Origin of the sequence: Streptomyces tsukubensis (assembly GCF_003932715.1) — a bacterium.
GTDB classification, from domain to species: Bacteria; Actinomycetota; Actinomycetes; order Streptomycetales; family Streptomycetaceae; genus Streptomyces; species Streptomyces tsukubensis.
In genome coordinates, this window is sequence record NZ_CP020700.1 from 7,910,912 (window position 1) to 7,929,632 (window position 18,721).

Below are 18,721 nucleotides of genomic sequence, written 5' to 3' on the forward strand. Positions count from 1 at the left end.
GACGGACCGCCGCGGGGTATCAATGTCGTCGTCTCATGCACCGATCGTACGAGGGACGGCTCCCCGCAGCGGGGTATCACGGCATGATCACCCCGGCCGCTCCGCACCCCCTGCCCCGCCCAGCTCCACCGCCGTCTCCGCCCACACCCGCTTGCCCCCGGCGAAGGGCAGCGAACCCGACGCCGTCGCCAGCGCCTTGACGAGCAGCAGCCCCCGGCCCGAGGTCGCGTCCGGGTCCAGCACGATCGGCCGCATCGGCCCGCGCGGCGACGAGTCGTTGACCGAGATCCGCAGCTTCGCCCCGGTCAGCGTCAGGTCGAGACCCACCTGCCCCCGGGTGTGCGCCACCGCGTTCGTCACCAGCTCGGACACGATCAGCAGCGGTACGTCCAGCGGTCCGGCCGCACCCCACGACCGCAGGGTGCGCTCGGTGAACCGGCGGGCGTGCACGATCGCGTCCGGCAGCCGCCACACCGCCCAGCGGGCCCGCTGCGGCCGGACGTCCGTACCGTCGTACCGCAGCAGCAGCACCGCCACATCGTCGTCCCGCCGCTCCACATTGGTCAGCAGCTCGTCGGCCGCCCGCCCCGGATCCGCCGGGTCGATCGCCGACAGCAGGGTCCGTAACCGGGCCATCCCGTCGTCCAGCGGCAGATCCGCCGCCTCGACCAGACCGTCCGTCAGCAGCGTGAGGACCGTCCCCGGCTTCAGCCCCGCCTCGGTCATGGGGTACTGCGCGTCCGGTACGACCCCGAGCGGCGGCCCGCCGCGCACGGCCAGCTCCTCGGTGGCACCTTCCGGATGCCGCAGCAGCGGAGACGTATGGCCCGCCCGCACCAGCAGCGCCGATCCGTCCTCCAGGTCGAGGTCCACATAGCAGCAGGTCGCGAAGAGATCGGTCTCCATGCCCGTCAGCAGCCGGTTCGCCAGGCTCAGCACCACATCGGGCGGATGGCCCTCCACCGCGTACGCCCGGATCGCCGTCCGCATCTGCCCCATGATGGTCGCCGCCTCCGCGCTGTGCCCCTGCACATCGCCGATGACCAGGGCCACCCGCCGGTCCGGCAGCGGTATCACGTCGTACCAGTCGCCGCCGACCTCCAGTCCCTCCGTCGCCGGCAGATAGCGGGCGACGGCCCGCGCCCCCGGCAGCCGGGGCAGGGTGCGCGGCAGCAGACTCCGCTGGAGCGTACGCGCCAGCTCCGTACGGGCGTCGAGGGTATGGGCCCGCATCAGCGCCCGGCCCACCAGACTGGCCGCCGCCGTCAGCAGAGACCTTTCCTCGGGGCCGAACCGGTGCTCCTCGTCCCAGCCCACCAGACAGACGCCGACCACCCGGCCGTCGGACTGGAGCGGCAGCACCGCGAGACCGCCGGGACCGACGTCCACCAGCCCCGGTTCGAGATCGGCCCCCGGCAGCCAGGCGGTGACGGCCCCCTCGCGCAGCGCCCGGCGGAGCGTGGGCAGCGCGCTGCCCGCCGCGTCAGGCCACTCCGAACGCCATTCCGTACGCCACAGACCGGGCCAGGCCTCGGGTTCGGGCGGGTCGAGCAGGGTGACGAAGAGCCGCTCCGCGACCACCTCCGCCACCGCGACCCGGCTCGCGCCCAGCGGCACCCGCAGCGCGGCCACCGCCGTCTCGCTCACCTCGCGGACCGTCGCCGCCCCCGCCAGCGCCGCCGACAGCCGCTGGACCTGCGAGACCTCGTCGGCATTCGGCCGCAGATAGGCGGCGTCCGCGACGACCCCCAGCAGCCGGCCCGGGGTCCCGTCGGACGCCACGAGGATCCGGCAGCGCAGCCCCAGCCAGCGCAGCTCACCGCTGAGACAGCGGACCCGGAACGCCAGCTGGTGCTCCGGGGGCGCCCACGGCCCCGGCTCCACCACCGACATCAGCGCCGGAATATCGTCCGGCACGGCACAGGCGATCAGCGTCGCCGCCCGCCCGTCGAACTCGCCGGGCGGCAGACCGAGGAGGTCGAGCACCTGATCGTCGGCGGTCATCGCGCCGGTCGCCAGGTCGACGACGAACGCCCCGCTGCGCACCGGCACCAGACCGGCCCCGCCCTCGGGGTGCGGCTCCCCGCGCCGTACCAGCCGGGACTCGAAGGCCTCGACCCGGGCGGCCACCTGGTCCGCGTACAGCTCCAGCAGTAATCGGTGGTCGGCGTCGAAACCCCCCGGCGCGAACCCCGCCACCACCAGACAGCCGCGCCGTCCGGCGTGCCCGCCGAGCGGCAGCACGGCCAGGGAGGTGTCCACGGGCCAGCCCGCGGCCGACTTCGCCAGCGCGGCCGTCTCGTCGTCCGCTTCCTCCCACCCGGCCGCCCCTGCCGCCCCGGACTCGCCGGGGACGGTGAGCGCACCGGGTCCCAGCCAGTGGGGCCGCCCGGTGCGGAAGGCCTCGGCGACGGGGGAGCGGTCGGCGAGCCGGAGGGACGGCGGCATCCCGTACCCGGCACCGGGTCCTTCCGCGGCCTCGGCGAGCCGCAGCCGGTCCCCTCCCTCGTCCAGCAGATACACGGCCGCACAACCGGCCCCGCAGAACGTAAAGTCTTGCCTGGTCAAGGCCCGTATCGCCCCCAAAGCCACGGCCGTGCTCAGCTGCCACGGCGCCCGGGGCGGCCGGAACCGGCCGGACAGAGGCCCCCGCCGTGGTCGCCCACTCTAGGGTGCGCGACGCGTACTGGGGGAGGGTTGGCACCACCACGTACCGGGAAGCGCGCCGGTCCCCGCCGCCCGGGCCGCCCGGCGGCCGCCACCGGCAGGGCCCCGGCACCTCAAGGCCCCGGTCAACACCCCTGCTCAGAGCCTTTCCGCGCCGCGCGAACGGCCCCGTCCGGAACCTCGCGGAGACGGCCGCTGCTCAGAGCCTTCCGCGCCGCCGCTCCTGCAACAGCAGCAGGCCGAGATACGCCCCGCCGATCGCCATGGTGTAGATCCCGACGGGCAGATTGTCGAAGAGCGGCAACTGCTGCGCACAGAGATCGGCCAGCACCAGCAGCAGCGCCCCCGTCAGCCCCGACAGCACCAGATGCGGACCCGGCAGCCGGGTCAGCCGCTTCGCGACCTGCGGCGCGGTCAGGGCGATGAACGCGATCGGGCCCGCCACCGCGACCGCCCCCGCCGCCAGCACGATCGCCAGCACCACGGCCAGCGATTTCGTCCGCCGCGGTTCGGCCCCCAGCCCCTGGGCGATGTCGTCACCCATTTCGGCCGCGCCCAGCGGACGCGCCAGCAGCGCCAGCGGGACCACCGCCGCCAGCAGCACCAGGCCGATGGTCGTCGCGTCCTCCCACGACCGCGACGACAGACTGCCGTTGATGTACGCCGTCAGCGCGGACGCGTTGTCCCGCTCCATCGCGTACACGACGTACTGCGTCATCGCCTGGCAGATCGCCGCCACCCCGATGCCCGCGACCACCAGCCGCGCCGGATTGCGGAAGCCGGTGCCCGTCGACACATAGACGAGCACCATCGCCAGGACCGCCCCGAGGAGCGCCCCGACCGGGACCGGGAGGGTGCCCGGTAGGAACAGCGCGGCCATCGCCGCTCCCGCGCCGGCCCCCGCGGCCACCCCGATCACATCCGGACTGCCCAGCGGATTGCGGGTGGCCGACTGGAACAGCGCGCCGGACAGCCCCAGCGCGATCCCGGTGCCGACGGCGACCACCAGCCGGGGCCCGCGCAGCCGCTCCAGGACGAAGGCGTCCCGGCCCTCGGCACCGCCGCCCAGCGCCGTACCGAGTTCGGCGAGCGGGATCCCGAGCCGGCCCATCGAGAGGGTCGCCACCGCGGTGGCCGCGGTCAGCAGCAGCAGACCGAGGGCGACGAGGACGGCGACGGGACGTACGGACACGGTGGCGTACGGACCGATCCGCAGCAGCCCCTTCGGGCGTCCGGCGGCCCGCGGCACGGCCGGACCGGGGAGCGGTGTCTCCAGCGGTGCCCGGTCGCGTACCCGGGTCTCCGGGGCGGTCATGCGTTCCCCCTCATCCGTCGCACCGCGACCAGCAGGGCCGGTGCGCCGACGAATGCGGTCACGACCCCGACCATCAGTTCCTGCGGGCGCAGCACGATCCGTCCCACCACATCGGCGATCAGCAGCAGTGCGGGCCCCGCCACGCACGAGAACAGGATCTGCCGGTGGAAGTCGACCCCGACGACGGCCCGCACCACATGCGGCACGGCCAGCCCGACGAAGGCGATCGGCCCCACCGCCGCCGTCGCGGACGCGCTCAGCAGGGTCGCGGCCAGCAGTCCGCCGGAGCGGACCAGCCAGGGCCGGGCGCCCAGTGCGGCGGCCGTGGCATCACCCAGCGCCAGCGCGTTCAGCCCGCGCGCCAGCAGCAGGGCCAGTACCAGGCCCGCGCAGGCGAAGGGCAGCATCGCCCGGAACACCTCGAAGTCCCGGCCGCCGAGCGCGCCGACCACCCAGTACCGGTAGCTGTCGAACACCTGCGGCCGGGTCAGTGTCACGGCCTGGATGAACGCCATCAGTACGGCGGAGAGCACCGCCCCCGCCAGGACCAGCCGCACCTGGCTGCGGCCCGAGCCCCCGGAGCCGATCGCCAGGACGAGCACGCCCGCCAGCAGGGCGCCGGGCAGCGCCCACCACATGGTGGCCGTGCCGCCGCTCGCGCCGAGGAAGGCGGTCGCGGTGACGATGCTCGCGGAGGCGCCCGCGTTGATGCCGAGCAGCCCCGGCTCGGCGAGCGCGTTACGGCTCACGCCCTGCATCAGGGTGCCCGCGACGGCGAGTGCGAGCCCGGCGAGCACCCCCAGCGCGGTCCGCGGATAGCGGCTCTCGACGACCGCGGTGAGCTGGGCGTCGGCCGTGCCCGAAAGCACGTCCACCACATCCCCGAACGAGGTCGTCCGGCTGCCGAACATGATGCTGGCGAACAGGGCGAGGGCGAGGAGCAGCAGCCCCGCGGACATGCCGACAACCCGCCGGGCGGTGCCCCCCGTACGGGAGACACCGCCCGGCGGTGCCGGTGAGATCGTGGCCATCTGGCGGTACGGTCCTTACGGTCCTACTTCTTGGCCGCGGCGACGGCCTTGTCGATCAGCGGCAGGTAGCGGTCGACGACCCACGGCACGGTCAGCGGGTTGATGATGGACGACGCGGTGACGAAGGAAGGCGTGTCACCGACGACGACGGCGCCCTTCTTGACCGCCGGGATGCCCGCGTACAGCGGCTGCTTCTCGATTTCCTGGCGGTTCTTCTCGTCCGTGTAGAACGTGAAGACCAGGTCGCTGTCCTTCAGCTTCCCGGCGTTCTCCAGACCGATCAGCGCCGAGTCGGTGCCCTTGGTCTCCGGGAACTGGTTCACCACCGGGTCGACCGTGAGGCCGAGGGAGGAGACCATCTTGACCCGCTGCTCCTCGGGCTTGAACACGCCGAGGGTGCCGGGACCGCTGTTGTAGATGTACGAGAACTTCAGGTCCTTGTACTGGGGGCGGGTGGCCGCGGCGTCGGCGAGCTGCTTCTCGATGCCGGCGACGAGCTTCTTCGCCTCCTCGGGCTTGCCCATGGCCGTGGCGATGGTCTCGATCTGCTGGTCCCAGTTCGTGCTCCACGGCAGGTCCGGGTAGGCGATCGTGGGGGCGATGTCCTTGAGGACGTCGAACTGCTTCTGGGTGATGCCCGACCAGGGCGCCAGGATCAGATCGGGGTCCAGCTCCAGGATCGCCTCGGTGTCCAGTTCCTCGCCGCCCGTGAACTGCTTGGGCAGCTTCTCGCCCTTCTTCGTGACGGCCTCGTGGATCCACGGCAGATAGCCGGTCTTGTCGCTGCCCCAGGGGTAGCCCTCGATGCCGACCGGCGTGGTGCCGAGGGCTATCGCGGTCTCGGCCGAGCCCTGGCCCAGGGTGACGATCCGCTTCGGCGCCTTCTTGATCTCCGCGGAGCCGAGGGCGCTCTTGATGGTGACGGGGAACGCACCGCTGCTCTTGTCCGCGGAGCCGGAGGACTCCTTGCCGCCGTCGTCCTTCGAGCAGCCGCCGACGGTGAGGACGACGGCAGCGGCCGTGGCCGCAGCGGCGAGGGCGCGACGACGTACGCGAGTGAACCCGAGCATGGATGTTCCTCAAAGGGTTGTGAGAAGTGCAGAACTGATGGCCGAAGCGCCGATCAGGGTCGGACGCGGTCGAGTTAGGCAAGCCTAAGCTAATAATGTCTTGATGTTCAACTCTGGCCGGAAACAGCCTTTGCCCGCCCGGTACGGGCCACTCATCCGGACCGGACACCGCCTGCCGGACAGCCCCTAGCATGGCACCGCTGAAGCGACCGAGGATGCGGGTGAGTACCGGATGCAGACCACGTCGTGGCGCCCCGACGCCGTCGACACCACCGTGCCGAGCGTGGCCCGGATGTACGACTACTACCTGGGCGGCAGCGATCACTACGCGGCCGACCGCATCGCCAGCGAGGAGCTTCTGAAACAGGTGCCCAGCACCCGTGTCCTGGCCGTCAACAACCGCCGCTTCCTCCAGCGCGCGGTGCGCGTCCTCGCCCGCGACTACGGCATACGCCAGTTCATCGACCACGGCTCGGGCCTGCCCACCCGGGACAACGTCCACCAGGTCGCCCAGGCGGTCGACCCCGCTTCCCGGGTCGTGTACATCGACAACGACCCGATCGTCCTCGCCCACGGCCGGGCCCTGCTCGAAGAGGACGACCGCACCGCCGTCGTCCAGGCCGATCTGCGGGACACGGACGGCATCCTGCGCCACGAGGAGACCCGCCGGCTCATCGACTTCGACCGGCCCGTCGCCGCGCTCTTCGTCTCGGTCCTGCACTGCATCCCGGACGAGAGCGACCCGGCGGCCCTGCTGCGCCGGGTCGCCGGATCCCTCGCGCCCGGCAGTTTCCTCGTCGTCTGCCAGCTGGTCAGCGACCGTCCCGAGATCCGCGGCTACGTCACCGACTTCATGGCGGAGGCGACCGGCGGTGCCTGGGGCCGGGTCAGGGAGGAGCACGAGGTCCGCGCCTACCTCGACGGGTTCGAGATCCTCGCACCGGGTCTGGTCGAGGTGTCGAAGTGGCGGCCCGACAGCGATCTCGCCCCCGTGCAGCAGACCGACGAATGGCTCGAATGGGGCGGCGTCGCCCGGATCGGCTGACGCCGCGTACGGCTCCCGCGCTCTCTCCGGCCTCCGGTCCGCGGGGCGCGGGGAGCCGGACACCGGCAGCCCTCAGGGCGTACTCAGCACCCCGAGCTGTCTGCGCAGGACTTTCGCCGATTCGACAGGGGTGAGCGCACAGGCCCCCAGCCGGTCCAGCATGTCGCGGTACTCCTCCACCACCCGGGGCTTCTGGCTGAACGTCGAGTCCGTCAGATGCTCGACGTACACCGCGTCCTTCAGATCGCCCAGCGCGAACCGCAGAAAGGTCACGCCGGTGCCGATCCCGATCGCCCCCGACACATCCAGCGGCGCCACCTGGAGCGTGACCCGCGGCCGCTCCATCATCTTCAGCAGATGCTCCAGCTGAGACCGCATCACCTCCCGGCCGCCCACCGCCCGCAGCAGCACGGACTCGTCGACGATCGCCCACAGCCGCGGTGCGTCCGGCAGGTCGAGCTGCCGCTGCCGCTCCTGCCGCAGCTCCACCCGGCGGATCGCGTCCCGGGCCGGCAGCCCGCCCGGGCCCGCCTTGATCACGGCATGGGTGTACGCGGGCGTCTGGAGCAGCCCGGGCACATAGAACGGCTCATAGGTCCGGATCCGCTCCGCCGCCCCCTCCAGGGCGACGAGCGGGGTGAAGAAGTCCGAGAGCACATCGCTGTACGAGCGCCACCAGTCCGACCGGTGGGACTGGTCGAGGAGCCGCATGAACTCCCCGACCCGCTCCTCGCCCTCCACCCCGTACAACCGCAGCAATGCCAGGGCGTCGGGGCGTTTGCAGCCGTGCCGGCCGAGTTCGATCCGGCTGGTCTTCGAACGGGAGAAGCCGAGCCGGGAGTCCACGTCCGCGGGCTCCAGGCCCGCCGCGATCCGCAGTTCGCGGAGTTTGCCGCCGAGAATCAGCCGCAGCGCCGTCGGATTGTTCTCCACCGGGCCCAAGGGCCGGAGAAACCACGGCTCATGAGGGTCGGCTGCAGCCATCGGGCGCTCCTGCGGATGCGGGGAAAACGCCAGTATTCACCATGCCGCGGCCGCCGGCCGGAGCCCCCGCGCCCGCCCGGAGGTTCTCAGCCGATAACCGCGTCGAAATCGCCTGCGCGGGCACCCGCCACAAACGCGGCGACCTCGTCCCGCGTATAGATCAGCGCCGGGCCGTGGGGGTCGCGGGAGTTGCGGATCGCCACCGCGCCGTCCGGGAGCGCGGCCAGCTCCACACAGTTCCCCGTGGCATTGCTGTGACTGCTCTTCGTCCAGGTCACCGAGGACAGTGCGGTCGCCCGCACACCGTTGTAGATCTGTTCCACTGCGAGGCCCCTCATCGAACACGTCATTCAGCTTCCGGTCCTTGCGGGAACCGGTCCGTCCACTCTCCACCGAAGCGAAACCCGGATGCAATCCCATATGCAATTGCACGCCGCCGGACGGCCGGACTCCGCCCCCCGCTCGCACGGGCCCACGCGGGCGGCCCGGGCTCCGGGCTCCGCCCCGGACGGCCGCCGCCCCGCCGTGCGGGCTCACCCGGACGGGCCTAGCCTGGACTGGCCCCTGTCCCCGTCAGGAGGAGGGGCGCCGTGAAGGGTCCGTCACCGCACCGGCGCACCGTGTGGGTGAGTGCGGCGGTCGCCGCGATGCTGGCCGTACCGGTGTCCTCCGGCCTCGCGTACGCCGCCCCCGCCCCCGCGCCGTACGCCGTCGCCGCCGCCGAGGGCTCCGCCCGTACCCCGTCACCCTCACCGAGCGCCGCCTTCCCCGACCTCGACGCGTCCGTCGCCGCGAAACTCGACGACGCCGTCCGGAAGGTCCTGAAGGAGACCTCGGTGCCCGGTGTGACGGTGGGTCTGTGGGCACCCGGCAAGGGCAGCTACGTCCGCTCCTTCGGCGTCGCGGACAAGACCACCGGCGCCCCCATGGACAGCGGCCTCTACACCCGGATCGGCAGCCTGACCAAGACGTTCACCGTCACGGCCCTCCTCGAACTCGTCGACGAGGGAAAGGTGGGCCTCGACGATCCGATCGGCCGGTACGTGTCCGGGGTCCCCAACGGCGACACCATCACCCTGCGCCGGCTTGCGGGGATGCGCAGCGGGCTCTTCAACTACTCCGAGGACCCGGACTTCTACCAGGCCCTGACCTCCGACCCGGAGCGGCCCTTCACCCCGCAGGAGCTGCTCGACTACTCCTTCAAGCACCCGGTGCTCTTCCCGCCCGGCGAGCGCTTCGACTACTGCAACACCAACCTCATCCTGCTGGGGCTGGTCGTGGAGAAGGCCGGCGGCACCACCCTCGGCCGCTATATCCAGGACCATGTCCTCGACCCGGCGGGACTCGACCGCACCCTCTTCCCGGTCGGCGCCGAGTTCCCCAGCCCGCACGCCCACGGCTACACCGACCAGACCGCATCCGGGAAGGTCGAGGACGCCACGGACTGGAACCCCTCGTGGGGCTGGGCCGCCGGGGCGATGATCTCGGACCTGGAGGATCTGCGGAGCTGGGCCGGGACCCTGGCCACCGGCACCCTGCTCACCCCCGAAACCCAGGCCCAGCGGCTCGACTTCGAAGGCACGTCCGATCCGGGCACCGGCTACGGGCTGGGCATCTTCAAGAGCAACGGCTGGATCGGCCACAACGGCTCCCTGCCCGGGTACGAGGCGGTCGCCGTCTATCTGCCCGAGGCACAGGCCACGATGGTCATCGTCCTCAATACGGACATTCTGCACGACGGTGCCGAGCCGAGCACCCTCTTCGCCACGGCCGTCACCGAGATCGTCACCCCCGGCCATGTCTACGCCCTGCCGTCGGCCACCACCCAGACCACCCAGGGGAAGGAATCGGCACCGCCGTCCGCCACGTCCCCCGCACCGGCCGACAGCCCGGAGCCCAGCGGCACCCCGTCACCCTGACCCGCGGCACCTCCCCGCGGTGACCGGTGGCCCTGTTCTCCCGGCTCGCGGCGCGCCGCGCAGGTCACCCGCCCGGCCGCCCCCGCCGTACGGGACCGCCCGCATTCGGGCGATCCCGCCGCCGTACCGGCGTGTGCCCGGAGCCGGCCGGCCGTCACCGGCCCACAGTGGAACCCCACCTCCCGCACCGACCAGGGAACGGACATGTCCTACGAGTCCCCGGCCGTGGGCCGCCGCAGTCTGCTGCTGATGGCCCCCGCCGCCGCGGCGGTGACCGTCGCCGACCCCACCGGGGCCGCCGCCCGCGCCGCCGGACGTACCGCGTCCGACTACGCCGGCGCCGACGCCCGGTCCGCCCGCATCGACGTCCACCACCACTACACCGCCCCCGAGTGGCTCGCCTGGGCCGAGCGGAAGGAGATGGTGTCAGCCGCCCAACTGCCCTGGTGGACCCGGTGGGAAGCGGCCGGCACCCTCGATGTGATGGACCGGGCCGGGATCGCGACCGCGGTCGTCAGCCCCGCCATGCCGGTCCGCGGTTTCGAGTCCAGTGCCCAGCGCCGGGAGAGCGTCACCGTCGCGCTGGACGCCGTCGCCGGACTGACCGCCGCCCACCCCGGCCGGTTCGCCTTCTTCGCCCCCGTCTTCCCCGACGACCTCGAAGCCTCGCGCCGGTCCTTCACCCGCGGCCTCGACGACCTCGGCGCCGTCGGGGTCCAGGTGCGCGCCAACACCCGCGGCGTCTATCTCGGCGACCCCTCGCACGACCGGCTCCTCGCCGAACTGAACGAAAGGTCGGCGGTCGTCAACACGCACCCGCACGAGCTGCCCGGTACCGACCCCGCCCGGCCCGCCGTCCCCGGAGTGCCCGCCTTCTACTGCGACTTCCCCCTCGACACCACCCGCGCCGCCGTCAATCTGATCCTCAGCGGCACCCTCGACCGCTACCCGAACCTCTCCTTCATCCTGCCGCACGGCGGCGGCTTCCTCCCCTTCATCGCGGACCGGATGGGCGCCTTCGCCCACTTCCTGACGCCGAAGGTCGAGGCCGCGCGGGTACGGGACTATCTGCACCGCTTCTACTACGACACCGCCGCCCCCCTCGGGGAGGCCGCCGCAGCCGCCCTGCTGGCCACCGCCGATCCGGCCCGTATCCTCTACGGCAGCGACTGGCCCGCCACTCCCGCCGACACCCTCACCGGAGTCGCCGTGCCCGCGCTCGACCGGGCGAGCGGGCTCACCCCGCTCCAGCGGCGGCGCGTCAACCGGGACAACGCCCTGCGGCTGATGCCGTCCCTGAAACGCCCCGGCTCCTGAACCGGCGCCGCTCCCTCACTCCTCCGGGCGCGGGGGAGCGGCGGGCGGCGGCCCCAGCGTCGTCGTCCCGGGCGTGGCCCGGTAGCCCAGACCCGTACGGTACGCGTCCATCGCCGCCTCCACCCGCCCGGACCGCCGCAGCAGATCGCCCAGCAGCCGGCAGAGGTCCGCCAGATCCCCGCTGGCGCCGCTGCGCTCCAGCAGTGCCAGCGCCTTCACATAGTGCTCCTCCGCCGACTCGGTCTCCCCGCGCTCCTCGGCGATCAGCCCGAGCAGCCGGTGCGCCCCGCCCGCGTGCACCGCGCCGTGGCGGGCATCCAGCCTCAGCAGGGTCCCCGCCACCTCCGCCGCCTGGTCGTAGCGGCCCATGCGCCGCAGGACGTCCGCCAGTTCCACCTCGACCTGCGCGGTGAACAGCTCCGCGCGCCGGGCCCTGAGCATGTCCCGCGCGGTCCGCAGCTCCGCCTCGGCCAGCGCGAGTTCGCCGCCCTGGGCGTGCACATAGCCCCGCATCCAGTGGCAGTGGGCGAGATCGGTGCCCAGTCTGAGCTGCCGGTATATGGCCTGGGCCTTGGCCAGTGAGGCATCGGCGTCCGCGATCCGGCCCTCGGCGAGGAAGGTCCGCGCCACCTGCCGATGCATTCCCGCCACCAGCGCCGGATCGCTCACCCGCGGCGCCAGCGACAGGGCGAGTTCGGCCGCATGCGCCGCCCGGGCATGCGCCCCCATGTCGATATAGGGCCCGATGACGGCCGCGTACAGCAGGACCAGCGCCTCCGGATCGGCGAGGCCGCTGGTGCTCAGCTCCTCGATGGCCGACTCCAGCAGATAGCAGGCGTACCGCAGCTCACCGGTGAGCAGATGGGCCACCGCCCGGCCGCGCACGGCCCGCGCCCGCCGGGGCAGCGGGGCATCGGCCAGCAGCCGTTCCGCCTCCTCGAAGTGTTCGAGGGCCCGGTCCAGATCCCCGGTCTCCAGCGCGCAGTCCCCGAGCCCGAGGACCGCCTCCGCCTGCTCGGGGCCGAGGCCGAGCCGCTCCGTATCGGCCGCCACCCGCTCGAAGGCACCGGCGGCATCCACCGCGGAGCCGGTGGCCAGCTCGCGCTGGGCATCGGTGAGCGCGAGCCGCAGCTCGGTGGCGAGCCGGGCGGGCCGGCCGGTCGTCAGCTCTTCGACGGAGGTGTTGAGCCGGCCCGCGAGGAACCGCAGCGCCGCCTCCGACGGCCGGACCCGCCCGGACTCGACGATGGAGATGTACGCGGGGGTGTACGACGGCTCGGCGAGCTGACGCTGAGTCATACCGAGCTGTTTGCGCAGCCGTTGCACCCGGCGCCCGATGCCGGTCTCTTGGTCTTCCATGGAATCCCCCTGCACCCAGACCCCCGTGTTGACTCGGACCCCCAGTATCGACGGTCGGCCGACCATTGCGCAGTCGGGTCCCGGACCCCTAGCTTAAGCACGCCATTAAGTGGAGTTAACTCCTCACTTAACTCGACTTGAATCGTCTCAGGGGAGGGGACCCGAATGCCCTCGTTCATCCGACGCGGAGCCTTGACCGCGGCCGGCGCCGCCGCCGTCGTCACCGCCGCCCTCGTCGTCGCACCCGGTGCGCTCGCCGATCCGGCGACCGCGGGACCGACCGTACCGCCGAGGGTCGAGGTCGAGATACCCGGCCCGGAGTCCGGCACCGCGGCCGGCTCCGGCCACACCCTCGTCCCGGCCGCGGGCCAGGACCGGCCCCGCCCGAAGCTGTCGGCCGCCGAAGCCGCCGACGACGGCCGGGTCACCCGCCTCACCGGCGACGGCACCACCGCCGACCGCCTCGACATCGTCGTCATCGGCGACGGCTACACCGCGGCCGAACTGCCCCGCTTCCACAGCGACGCCCGCGCCATCTGGGACCAGACCGCCGCCGTCGAGCCGTACACCACCTACCGCGGACTCTTCAACGTCTGGGCCGTCGACGCCGTCTCCAACGAGACCGGCGTCACCGGCGACCCGGACCGGGCCACCGTCCGCGACACCGCCCTCGGCTCCTACTTCTGGTGCGGCGACATCGAGCGACTGCTCTGCGTCGACCAGGCCAAGGTCGACCGCTACGCCGCCAAGGCACCCGAAGCGGACCTGGTCATCGTCCTCGCCAACAGCGCCAAGTACGGGGGCGCGGGATACAACGAGCCCAGCCAGAGCCTCGGCTACGAGGGCATCGCGACCGCCTCCGCGGGCAACCCCAAATCCGGCCAGGTCGCCATCCACGAGACCGGGCACTCCCTCGGCAAGCTCGCCGACGAGTACTTCTACCCCGGCTACCCGGGCTACGAGCAGTACACCGGCCCCGAGCCCGCCGACGTCAACATCTCCACCCTCACCGCCGCCGGTATCGGCGCCGGACGCGTCAAGTGGCACCGGTGGCTCGGCGAGACCTCGCCCGACGGCGGCACAGTCGGCGCCTACGAAGGCGGCGGCTACTTCGTCAAGGGCCTCAACCGGCCCACCGAGAACTCGATGATGCGCTCCGTCGACAAGCCCTTCAACCTGCCCGGCACCGAGGCGATGATCGCGGGCTTCTACCGCCATGCCAAGCCGGTCACCGCCGTCACGCCCACCACCGGCGTCCTCCGGCTGCGCCACACCGCGAAGGCCGCCCCGGTGAAGCTGACCGGTGCCGACGGCCGGCAGCTGGCGCTCCGCTGGTACCTCGACGGCAAGGAACTGACCCGCTTCGCGGGCCGTACCGAGGTGAAGGTCGCCCACCTCGCCCCGCGCCTGCTCGACCGGCGCGTCCACCAGCTCACCGTCACCGCCGAGGACCGCACCCCCTCGGTCCGCGACCCGAAGATCGCCGCCACCCTGAAGTCGTCGGTCACCTGGTCCGTCCGCTTCTGACGCAGTTCTCCGTGCGGCGCCCCTTCCCCGGCGCCGCACGGAACACCAGTCCACTTCCGGGCGCCCGTACGGCCCCGCCCGAGCCGCCCCCGTCCCACAGGTAGCGCCTCACCCGTTTCCCCTCCCCGGCCCGCCCGGCTTCCGTACCGTGGCATCCGGCGGAAGACACCGCGGACGGGGAGGTCGCGTGGACAGGGAAGTGCGCCGGCGGATGATCGCCGAGGTCCAGGCCGAACGGGAGCGGCTGCTGCCGCTGCGCGCCGAGGCGACCCGTACCACCATCGCCCTCGTCCGGCAGAACACCGAACAGCCGCCGGAACTCGTGCCCTATCTGAACCTCGCCTTCCTTCTCGGCGTCCGCCGCACCCAGGGCCCCGACGCCGTGCTCGCGTTCGCGCTCTCCCTCGCCAACTGGGCCGTCGCCACCGTCGACGAAGTCGCGCGCTACACCGGCCGGACCGCCGAACAGGTCGTCGACCAGTACGAGACCGACATCATGGCCGCCCACGCCGAACCCGACGAGGACTGACCGGCGGGGCTCCGGAACACCGCTTGACGTGGAGTGCGCTCCAACCGGAATGCTCCTCATCAGGCCCGGCGAACAGCACGGGCCGGCGACCTAGCGCACCGAGGGGCCATCCATGAAGTACCGTCAGATCGGCAGCGACCCGGCCACCAGCCGCACCGTCAGCGTGCTCAGCCTGGGCGCGATGCTCTTCGGCACCCGCACCGACGAGAAGACGGCGTACGCCCTCCTCGACCGCTACACCGAAGCGGGCGGCACCTTCGTCGACACCTCCAACAACTACGCCTACTGGCTGGACGACAGCCAGGGCGGGGCCAGTGAGGAAGTCCTCGGCCGCTGGCGCCGCAGCCGGGGCATCGGTGACGAGATCACCATCGCCACCAAGCTGGGCGCCCGCCCCCGGACCCTCGGCACCGGCTGGGTGGAGAACGGCGACGGACTGTCCGCGGAGAACATCCGCATCGCGTCCGAGCAGAGCCGCGAACGCCTCGGCTTGGACCGGCTCCCCCTGCTCTACGCCCACGTCCAGGACCGGGCCACCCCGCTCGCGGAGACCGTCGAAGGCTTCGCCGCCGTCGTCGCCGACGGCACGGTCGGCCTCCTCGGCGTCAGCAACCACTGGGCCTGGCAGATCGAAAGGTCCCGCGCCGTCGCCGCGGCCGCCGGACTCCCCGGCTACGAGGTCCTCCAGTACAGCCACAGCTATCTGCGCCGCCGCACCGACCGGCCCGCCGTCGCCTCCCAGGACGGCCCCTTCGGCCTCGTCGGCAGCGACCTCCTCAGCTATCTCCGGGAGGAACCGCAGCTGGCCATGGTCGCCTACACCCCGCTCCTCGGCGGCGGCTACACCCAGGAGGACCGTCTCGGGCCGGACTTCGACCACGCCGGGACCCCGGTCCGGCTCGCCGCCCTGGACGCGGTCGCCGAGGAGACCGGCGCCACCCGCAACCAGGTCGTCCTGGCCTGGCTGATCGGCGCTGAGATCCCGGTGATCCCGCTGGTCGGAGCGTCCTCGGTGGCCCAGCTCGACGAGAGCCTCGCCGCCGTCGACCTGGAGCTGACCGAAGAGCAGCGGGCCCGTCTCGACGGCGCCCACTGACCGTGGCACCCCGCGTGGTACGGCCGGTGGGGACCGGCCGTACCACGGGCGCAGCGGTCCGGCGTCAGCTGCCGTCGATCAGCCGCAGCGCCAGCTCGGGGGAGAAGTGCCCGGCCTTGGGCACCCCCGCCTCGCAGCGGGGATCCTCCTCCCGGCGCCCGTCCGAATCGCCCGGATTCTTGATCCACAGGTAGTACGCGGCAGCCGTGCCGTCGCCCTGACGTGACGTCAGCCCCAGCGTGCGGCCGCGCGGATTGCAGAAATCACCCGGAGCCGTCGGCTGCACGGTGCCGTTCCGCCCGGTGTCCACCACCCACGTGGTGGTGATGCCGAGGGTCTGGAGGGCCCGGGCCGCCAGCCTGCTCCCGTAGTCGTCGGAGACGGCGTTCGACTGGAAGTTGGCCACGTTGACCGCCACACCGTCGGCGAGAGCCAGCCCCGACCTGCCCAGCATCTCCACCATCTCCGCAAGGCCCATCGGCCCGGTGTCGTCGAGCTGCTCCCCGAGGATCCACCGCGCGTTGCCCGCATCGAGGTACGTCCGCACCAGCGGGCCCTGCGCGTCCAACTGCCAGGTGGCGTAGGAGAGCATGTCGAAGCGGGCCGTGCGCTGGATCTCGGTCAGACACGGCGTGCCGTCGTGTTTGCGGTAGTCCCGGTCGGCCTGGGCGACCGCGTCCGGTTCCAGGACGACGATCGCGGGCCGCCCCCCGATCCCGCGGCTGAAGGCCGCGATCCAGTTCTTGTACGCCTGCGCCGTCCCCGGCACCGACGGATCGGCCGACGCGCCGCCGCAGTCGCGCCCCGGAACGTTGTACGCCACCAGGGTCGGGATCCGGCCCGCGCCCGCCGCCGCCGTGACATAGCTGTCCACGGCGGCCTGCACCTGCGCGTCGGTCGCCCCGGACCAGTTGCCGAACCACTTCACCGTGGTGTTGTCGGCGATCTTCGACCGGATCTCCGCCTTCCGCGGATGCCCGGTCGTATCACCGTCCACCCACCGCCGCGCCGTGCTGTCCGGATCGGTGTAGAAGCCCTCGCGCGGCGTCGACGTGGTGAGGGAGACGTTGTCGAAGGTGAAACCCGTGTCCGCGGACTGCCCGCCGACCTGGAAGGTGATCTGGCCGGTCGGCGTCGAAACGGAGGAGCGGAACGTCCACTGGTGGCGTACGGATCCGGGCCCCAGGGTCACCGTCCGGTCCAGCGGAGCGGTGAAGGCCCCGCTGTTCTCCTGCACGGTCACCCGGATGTCCGAGGCCCGGGACGCCGATGCGTCGAACGACAGTGTGTACAGAGCACCGGCCCTCAGCCGGATCTGGTTGCGCCCCACCATCGCGTCCCACACCCGGGGCTTGTCGGTACCCACGGAGGTGGTGAGCGCCCCCGGCCCGAAGGAGGTGGGACGGCCCGTGGAGGACCACCACAGCCCGGCAGCGGGCGGCGCGGCGAAAGCGCCCTCGGGGGTCAGCTCCCCGTACGTCCCCGCCGGTACGGCGAGCGGCGCGGGCGGGGGAGCGGAGACCGCGGCGGCGGGCGCGGCGCCCGGCAGGACCAGCGGGAAGGCCAGCAGCGGCACGGCCGCGGCGCACAGCCTTGTTCGTATGGACACGTGTGATCGGAGTCCCTTCGTACGGCGCCGGGAACGGGACCGGCTCCCCGTCGGGCGCAAGGGGCCGCGGTGGCGTCCCGTCCGCCGCCCCCGGTCCGCGCCCCCCGCGCGCCGTGGCCGCAGAAACGCTCCGGCCGTGGAACCCCATGATCCCACGGCCCACGACCGACCCCTCCGGAACTCTCGCCGTTCACCTGCGCGTTCAGCCCGCCGTGCCCGGCCCGCACAGTCCGTCCCGGCGCACCCAGCCGCCCAGGTTCTCGTCGTCCGAGCCCAGCACCGAGCCCGGTGCCTCCGCGGTGCAGGCCAGCGCCTCCGCCTTGTGCCCCCCGAACACTCCGAGCCGCAGCGGCCGCGCCCGCTGCTCAAGACCGGGCTCCCCGTCCGTGCGGAGCACCACCCGGCCGAGGTCGTACACGGCGCTGCGGAACGGGCCGTCGTCCCCCGGGTCGGACGCGGCCGTGGTGATCAGCCGCCCGGACGCCGTCACCTCCGCGGCGCTGATATGGCGCACACGCTCCGCCGGATACGGCACCGTCACGGCCGCCGAGCGCCGCGGCCCGAAGACGAGCGTCCGCCAGTCCAGCCGGGCCAGCCGCACCACGGCCGGATCCCCGTCCTGGCCGCGGTGCGCCCAGACGGCCACCAGCCGGCCCGACCGGCGGGTCAGCTCGAAGCCCTCGTAGTTCTCGCCGGACGCGGCGTCGGGCACGGTGAACTCCCGTACCACCCGGACCGCATCCGGCTGGAGCCGCAGATGGTAGCCGCGGCCCGAACTCTCCAGGGCGACGAACTCGCCGGGCTGTCCCGGGACTTCGGACAGCGCCTCCAGATCCACCGGCAGCCGCGGCCCCCGCCACTGCAGCACCCGCACCGCGGGCGCTCCGCCGGGTTCGATCCGGATCCGGGAGACCCGTGGTTCACCGGCCTTCTTGTTGTCGTGCACGGCCAGCAGATCGGCGGTACCGCCCGCCGCGGGGGTCGCCACCGCGAGCCCGCTGATGCCCGCGGTGATGCCGGGGCCGGTGGACAGCCAGCCGTCCTCCGCCGCCGCGGGGGCCGAGGGAGCTGCGCAGACCAGTGCGGCCACGGCGGCGACGGCGGCCCGGGCGGGGGTACGGAAAGGTCTCATGCCGGCACGCTAGGAGGTCCGCCGGGGGCCCGGCGGCACCGGCCCGCGGTGGTCCTCCGGACGGCCCCGCCGTATCACCCGGCCGCCTCCGCACCCGTCCGGCGCCCTCCGCGATCACGCC

General features: G+C 72.8%; 15 protein-coding genes. 6 read left to right on the top strand and 9 right to left on the bottom strand.

All coding sequences use genetic code 11. The annotated features are described in order from the left end of the window. Nucleotides 1–87 precede the first annotated feature (87 nt). From B7R87_RS32460 to B7R87_RS32475, 4 genes are all read right to left on the bottom strand, one after another. Nucleotides 88–2,568, bottom strand: a complete 2,481-nt coding sequence (locus tag B7R87_RS32460) for a SpoIIE family protein phosphatase (protein WP_045852714.1) — start codon at nt 2,566–2,568, stop codon at nt 88–90. 298 nt (nt 2,569–2,866) lie between these two features. Beyond that, nucleotides 2,867–3,982 carry a FecCD family ABC transporter permease gene (locus B7R87_RS32465; protein ID WP_006344719.1) on the bottom strand — a complete coding sequence of 372 codons (1,116 nt, stop codon included), beginning with the start codon at nt 3,980–3,982 and terminating at the stop codon, nt 2,867–2,869. Further along, the gene (locus B7R87_RS32470; protein ID WP_006344718.1) at nt 3,979–5,013 is read right to left on the bottom strand and encodes a FecCD family ABC transporter permease; all 1,035 of its coding nucleotides are present in this window, start codon (nt 5,011–5,013) and stop codon (nt 3,979–3,981) included. The genes B7R87_RS32465 and B7R87_RS32470 overlap by 4 nt, the downstream gene beginning before the upstream one ends. A gap of 23 nt (nt 5,014–5,036) precedes the next feature. After that, entirely contained in the window at nt 5,037–6,083 is a 1,047-nt protein-coding gene (locus tag B7R87_RS32475; protein WP_006344717.1) for an iron-siderophore ABC transporter substrate-binding protein, read from the bottom strand. 232 nt (nt 6,084–6,315) lie between these two features. Here B7R87_RS32475 and B7R87_RS32480 point away from each other — a divergent pair, with 232 nt between their 5' ends. Further along, complete coding sequence (locus B7R87_RS32480; protein WP_006344716.1) at nt 6,316–7,128, top strand: SAM-dependent methyltransferase; 813 nt, start codon at nt 6,316–6,318, stop codon at nt 7,126–7,128. A gap of 72 nt (nt 7,129–7,200) precedes the next feature. Here B7R87_RS32480 and B7R87_RS32485 read toward each other — a convergent pair whose 3' ends face one another. Both B7R87_RS32485 and B7R87_RS32490 read right to left on the bottom strand, forming a co-directional pair. After that, on the bottom strand, nt 7,201–8,112 hold the full coding sequence (locus B7R87_RS32485; protein WP_040912764.1) for a helix-turn-helix domain-containing protein: 912 nt from the start codon (nt 8,110–8,112) through the stop codon (nt 7,201–7,203). Nucleotides 8,113–8,198: 86 nt separating this feature from the next. After that, nucleotides 8,199–8,450 carry a DUF397 domain-containing protein gene (locus B7R87_RS32490; RefSeq protein ID WP_040912762.1) on the bottom strand — a complete coding sequence of 84 codons (252 nt, stop codon included), beginning with the start codon at nt 8,448–8,450 and terminating at the stop codon, nt 8,199–8,201. A gap of 309 nt (nt 8,451–8,759) precedes the next feature. Between B7R87_RS32490 and B7R87_RS32495 the strand changes: the two genes are divergently transcribed. Both B7R87_RS32495 and B7R87_RS32500 read left to right on the top strand, forming a co-directional pair. Next, nucleotides 8,760–10,031, top strand: a complete 1,272-nt coding sequence (locus B7R87_RS32495; protein WP_045852713.1) for a serine hydrolase domain-containing protein — start codon at nt 8,760–8,762, stop codon at nt 10,029–10,031. A gap of 204 nt (nt 10,032–10,235) precedes the next feature. Then, on the top strand, nt 10,236–11,348 hold the full coding sequence (locus tag B7R87_RS32500) for an amidohydrolase family protein (RefSeq protein WP_233168997.1): 1,113 nt from the start codon (nt 10,236–10,238) through the stop codon (nt 11,346–11,348). A 15-nt stretch (nt 11,349–11,363) separates the two neighbouring features. On the opposite strand, the gene B7R87_RS32505 is transcribed toward B7R87_RS32500, so the two are convergent. Next, a complete protein-coding gene (locus B7R87_RS32505; protein WP_040912755.1) occupies nt 11,364–12,707 on the bottom strand; it encodes a helix-turn-helix domain-containing protein in 1,344 nt (447 codons plus the stop codon). A 192-nt stretch (nt 12,708–12,899) separates the two neighbouring features. Here B7R87_RS32505 and B7R87_RS32510 point away from each other — a divergent pair, with 192 nt between their 5' ends. The 3 genes from B7R87_RS32510 (at nt 12,900) to B7R87_RS32520 (ending at nt 15,859) form a co-directional block, all read left to right on the top strand. Continuing rightward, nucleotides 12,900–14,234 (top strand): M64 family metallopeptidase, encoded by a 1,335-nt coding sequence (locus B7R87_RS32510; protein WP_233168998.1) that lies wholly within the window; start codon nt 12,900–12,902, stop codon nt 14,232–14,234. A 187-nt stretch (nt 14,235–14,421) separates the two neighbouring features. After that, the gene (locus B7R87_RS32515) at nt 14,422–14,763 is read left to right on the top strand and encodes a hypothetical protein (protein ID WP_006344708.1); all 342 of its coding nucleotides are present in this window, start codon (nt 14,422–14,424) and stop codon (nt 14,761–14,763) included. 112 nt (nt 14,764–14,875) lie between these two features. Further along, nucleotides 14,876–15,859, top strand: a complete 984-nt coding sequence (locus B7R87_RS32520; RefSeq protein ID WP_006344707.1) for an aldo/keto reductase — start codon at nt 14,876–14,878, stop codon at nt 15,857–15,859. A 64-nt stretch (nt 15,860–15,923) separates the two neighbouring features. Here B7R87_RS32520 and B7R87_RS32525 read toward each other — a convergent pair whose 3' ends face one another. Both B7R87_RS32525 and B7R87_RS32530 read right to left on the bottom strand, forming a co-directional pair. Continuing rightward, nucleotides 15,924–17,468 (bottom strand): glycoside hydrolase family 6 protein, encoded by a 1,545-nt coding sequence (locus B7R87_RS32525; RefSeq protein WP_130585118.1) that lies wholly within the window; start codon nt 17,466–17,468, stop codon nt 15,924–15,926. Between the two features lie 202 nt (nt 17,469–17,670). Beyond that, nucleotides 17,671–18,600: a hypothetical protein gene (locus B7R87_RS32530; RefSeq protein WP_006344705.1), complete on the bottom strand. Its 930-nt coding sequence runs from the start codon at nt 18,598–18,600 to the stop codon at nt 17,671–17,673. Nucleotides 18,601–18,721: the final 121 nt, after the last annotated feature.

Bases quoted from the DNA above. Each gene is read 5' to 3' on its own strand.
- B7R87_RS32465 (WP_006344719.1), bottom strand. From the start codon at position 3,982: ATGACCGCCCCGGAGACCCGGGTACGCGACCGGGCACCGCTGGAGACA.
- B7R87_RS32470 (WP_006344718.1), bottom strand. From the start codon at position 5,013: ATGGCCACGATCTCACCGGCACCGCCGGGCGGTGTCTCCCGTACGGGG.
- B7R87_RS32475 (WP_006344717.1), bottom strand. From the start codon at position 6,083: ATGCTCGGGTTCACTCGCGTACGTCGTCGCGCCCTCGCCGCTGCGGCC.
- B7R87_RS32480 (WP_006344716.1), top strand. From the start codon at position 6,316: ATGCAGACCACGTCGTGGCGCCCCGACGCCGTCGACACCACCGTGCCG.
- B7R87_RS32485 (WP_040912764.1), bottom strand. From the start codon at position 8,112: ATGGCTGCAGCCGACCCTCATGAGCCGTGGTTTCTCCGGCCCTTGGGC.
- B7R87_RS32490 (WP_040912762.1), bottom strand. From the start codon at position 8,450: ATGAGGGGCCTCGCAGTGGAACAGATCTACAACGGTGTGCGGGCGACC.
- B7R87_RS32495 (WP_045852713.1), top strand. From the start codon at position 8,760: ATGCTGGCCGTACCGGTGTCCTCCGGCCTCGCGTACGCCGCCCCCGCC.
- B7R87_RS32500 (WP_233168997.1), top strand. From the start codon at position 10,236: ATGTCCTACGAGTCCCCGGCCGTGGGCCGCCGCAGTCTGCTGCTGATG.
- B7R87_RS32505 (WP_040912755.1), bottom strand. From the start codon at position 12,707: ATGGAAGACCAAGAGACCGGCATCGGGCGCCGGGTGCAACGGCTGCGC.
- B7R87_RS32520 (WP_006344707.1), top strand. From the start codon at position 14,876: ATGAAGTACCGTCAGATCGGCAGCGACCCGGCCACCAGCCGCACCGTC.
- B7R87_RS32530 (WP_006344705.1), bottom strand. From the start codon at position 18,600: ATGAGACCTTTCCGTACCCCCGCCCGGGCCGCCGTCGCCGCCGTGGCC.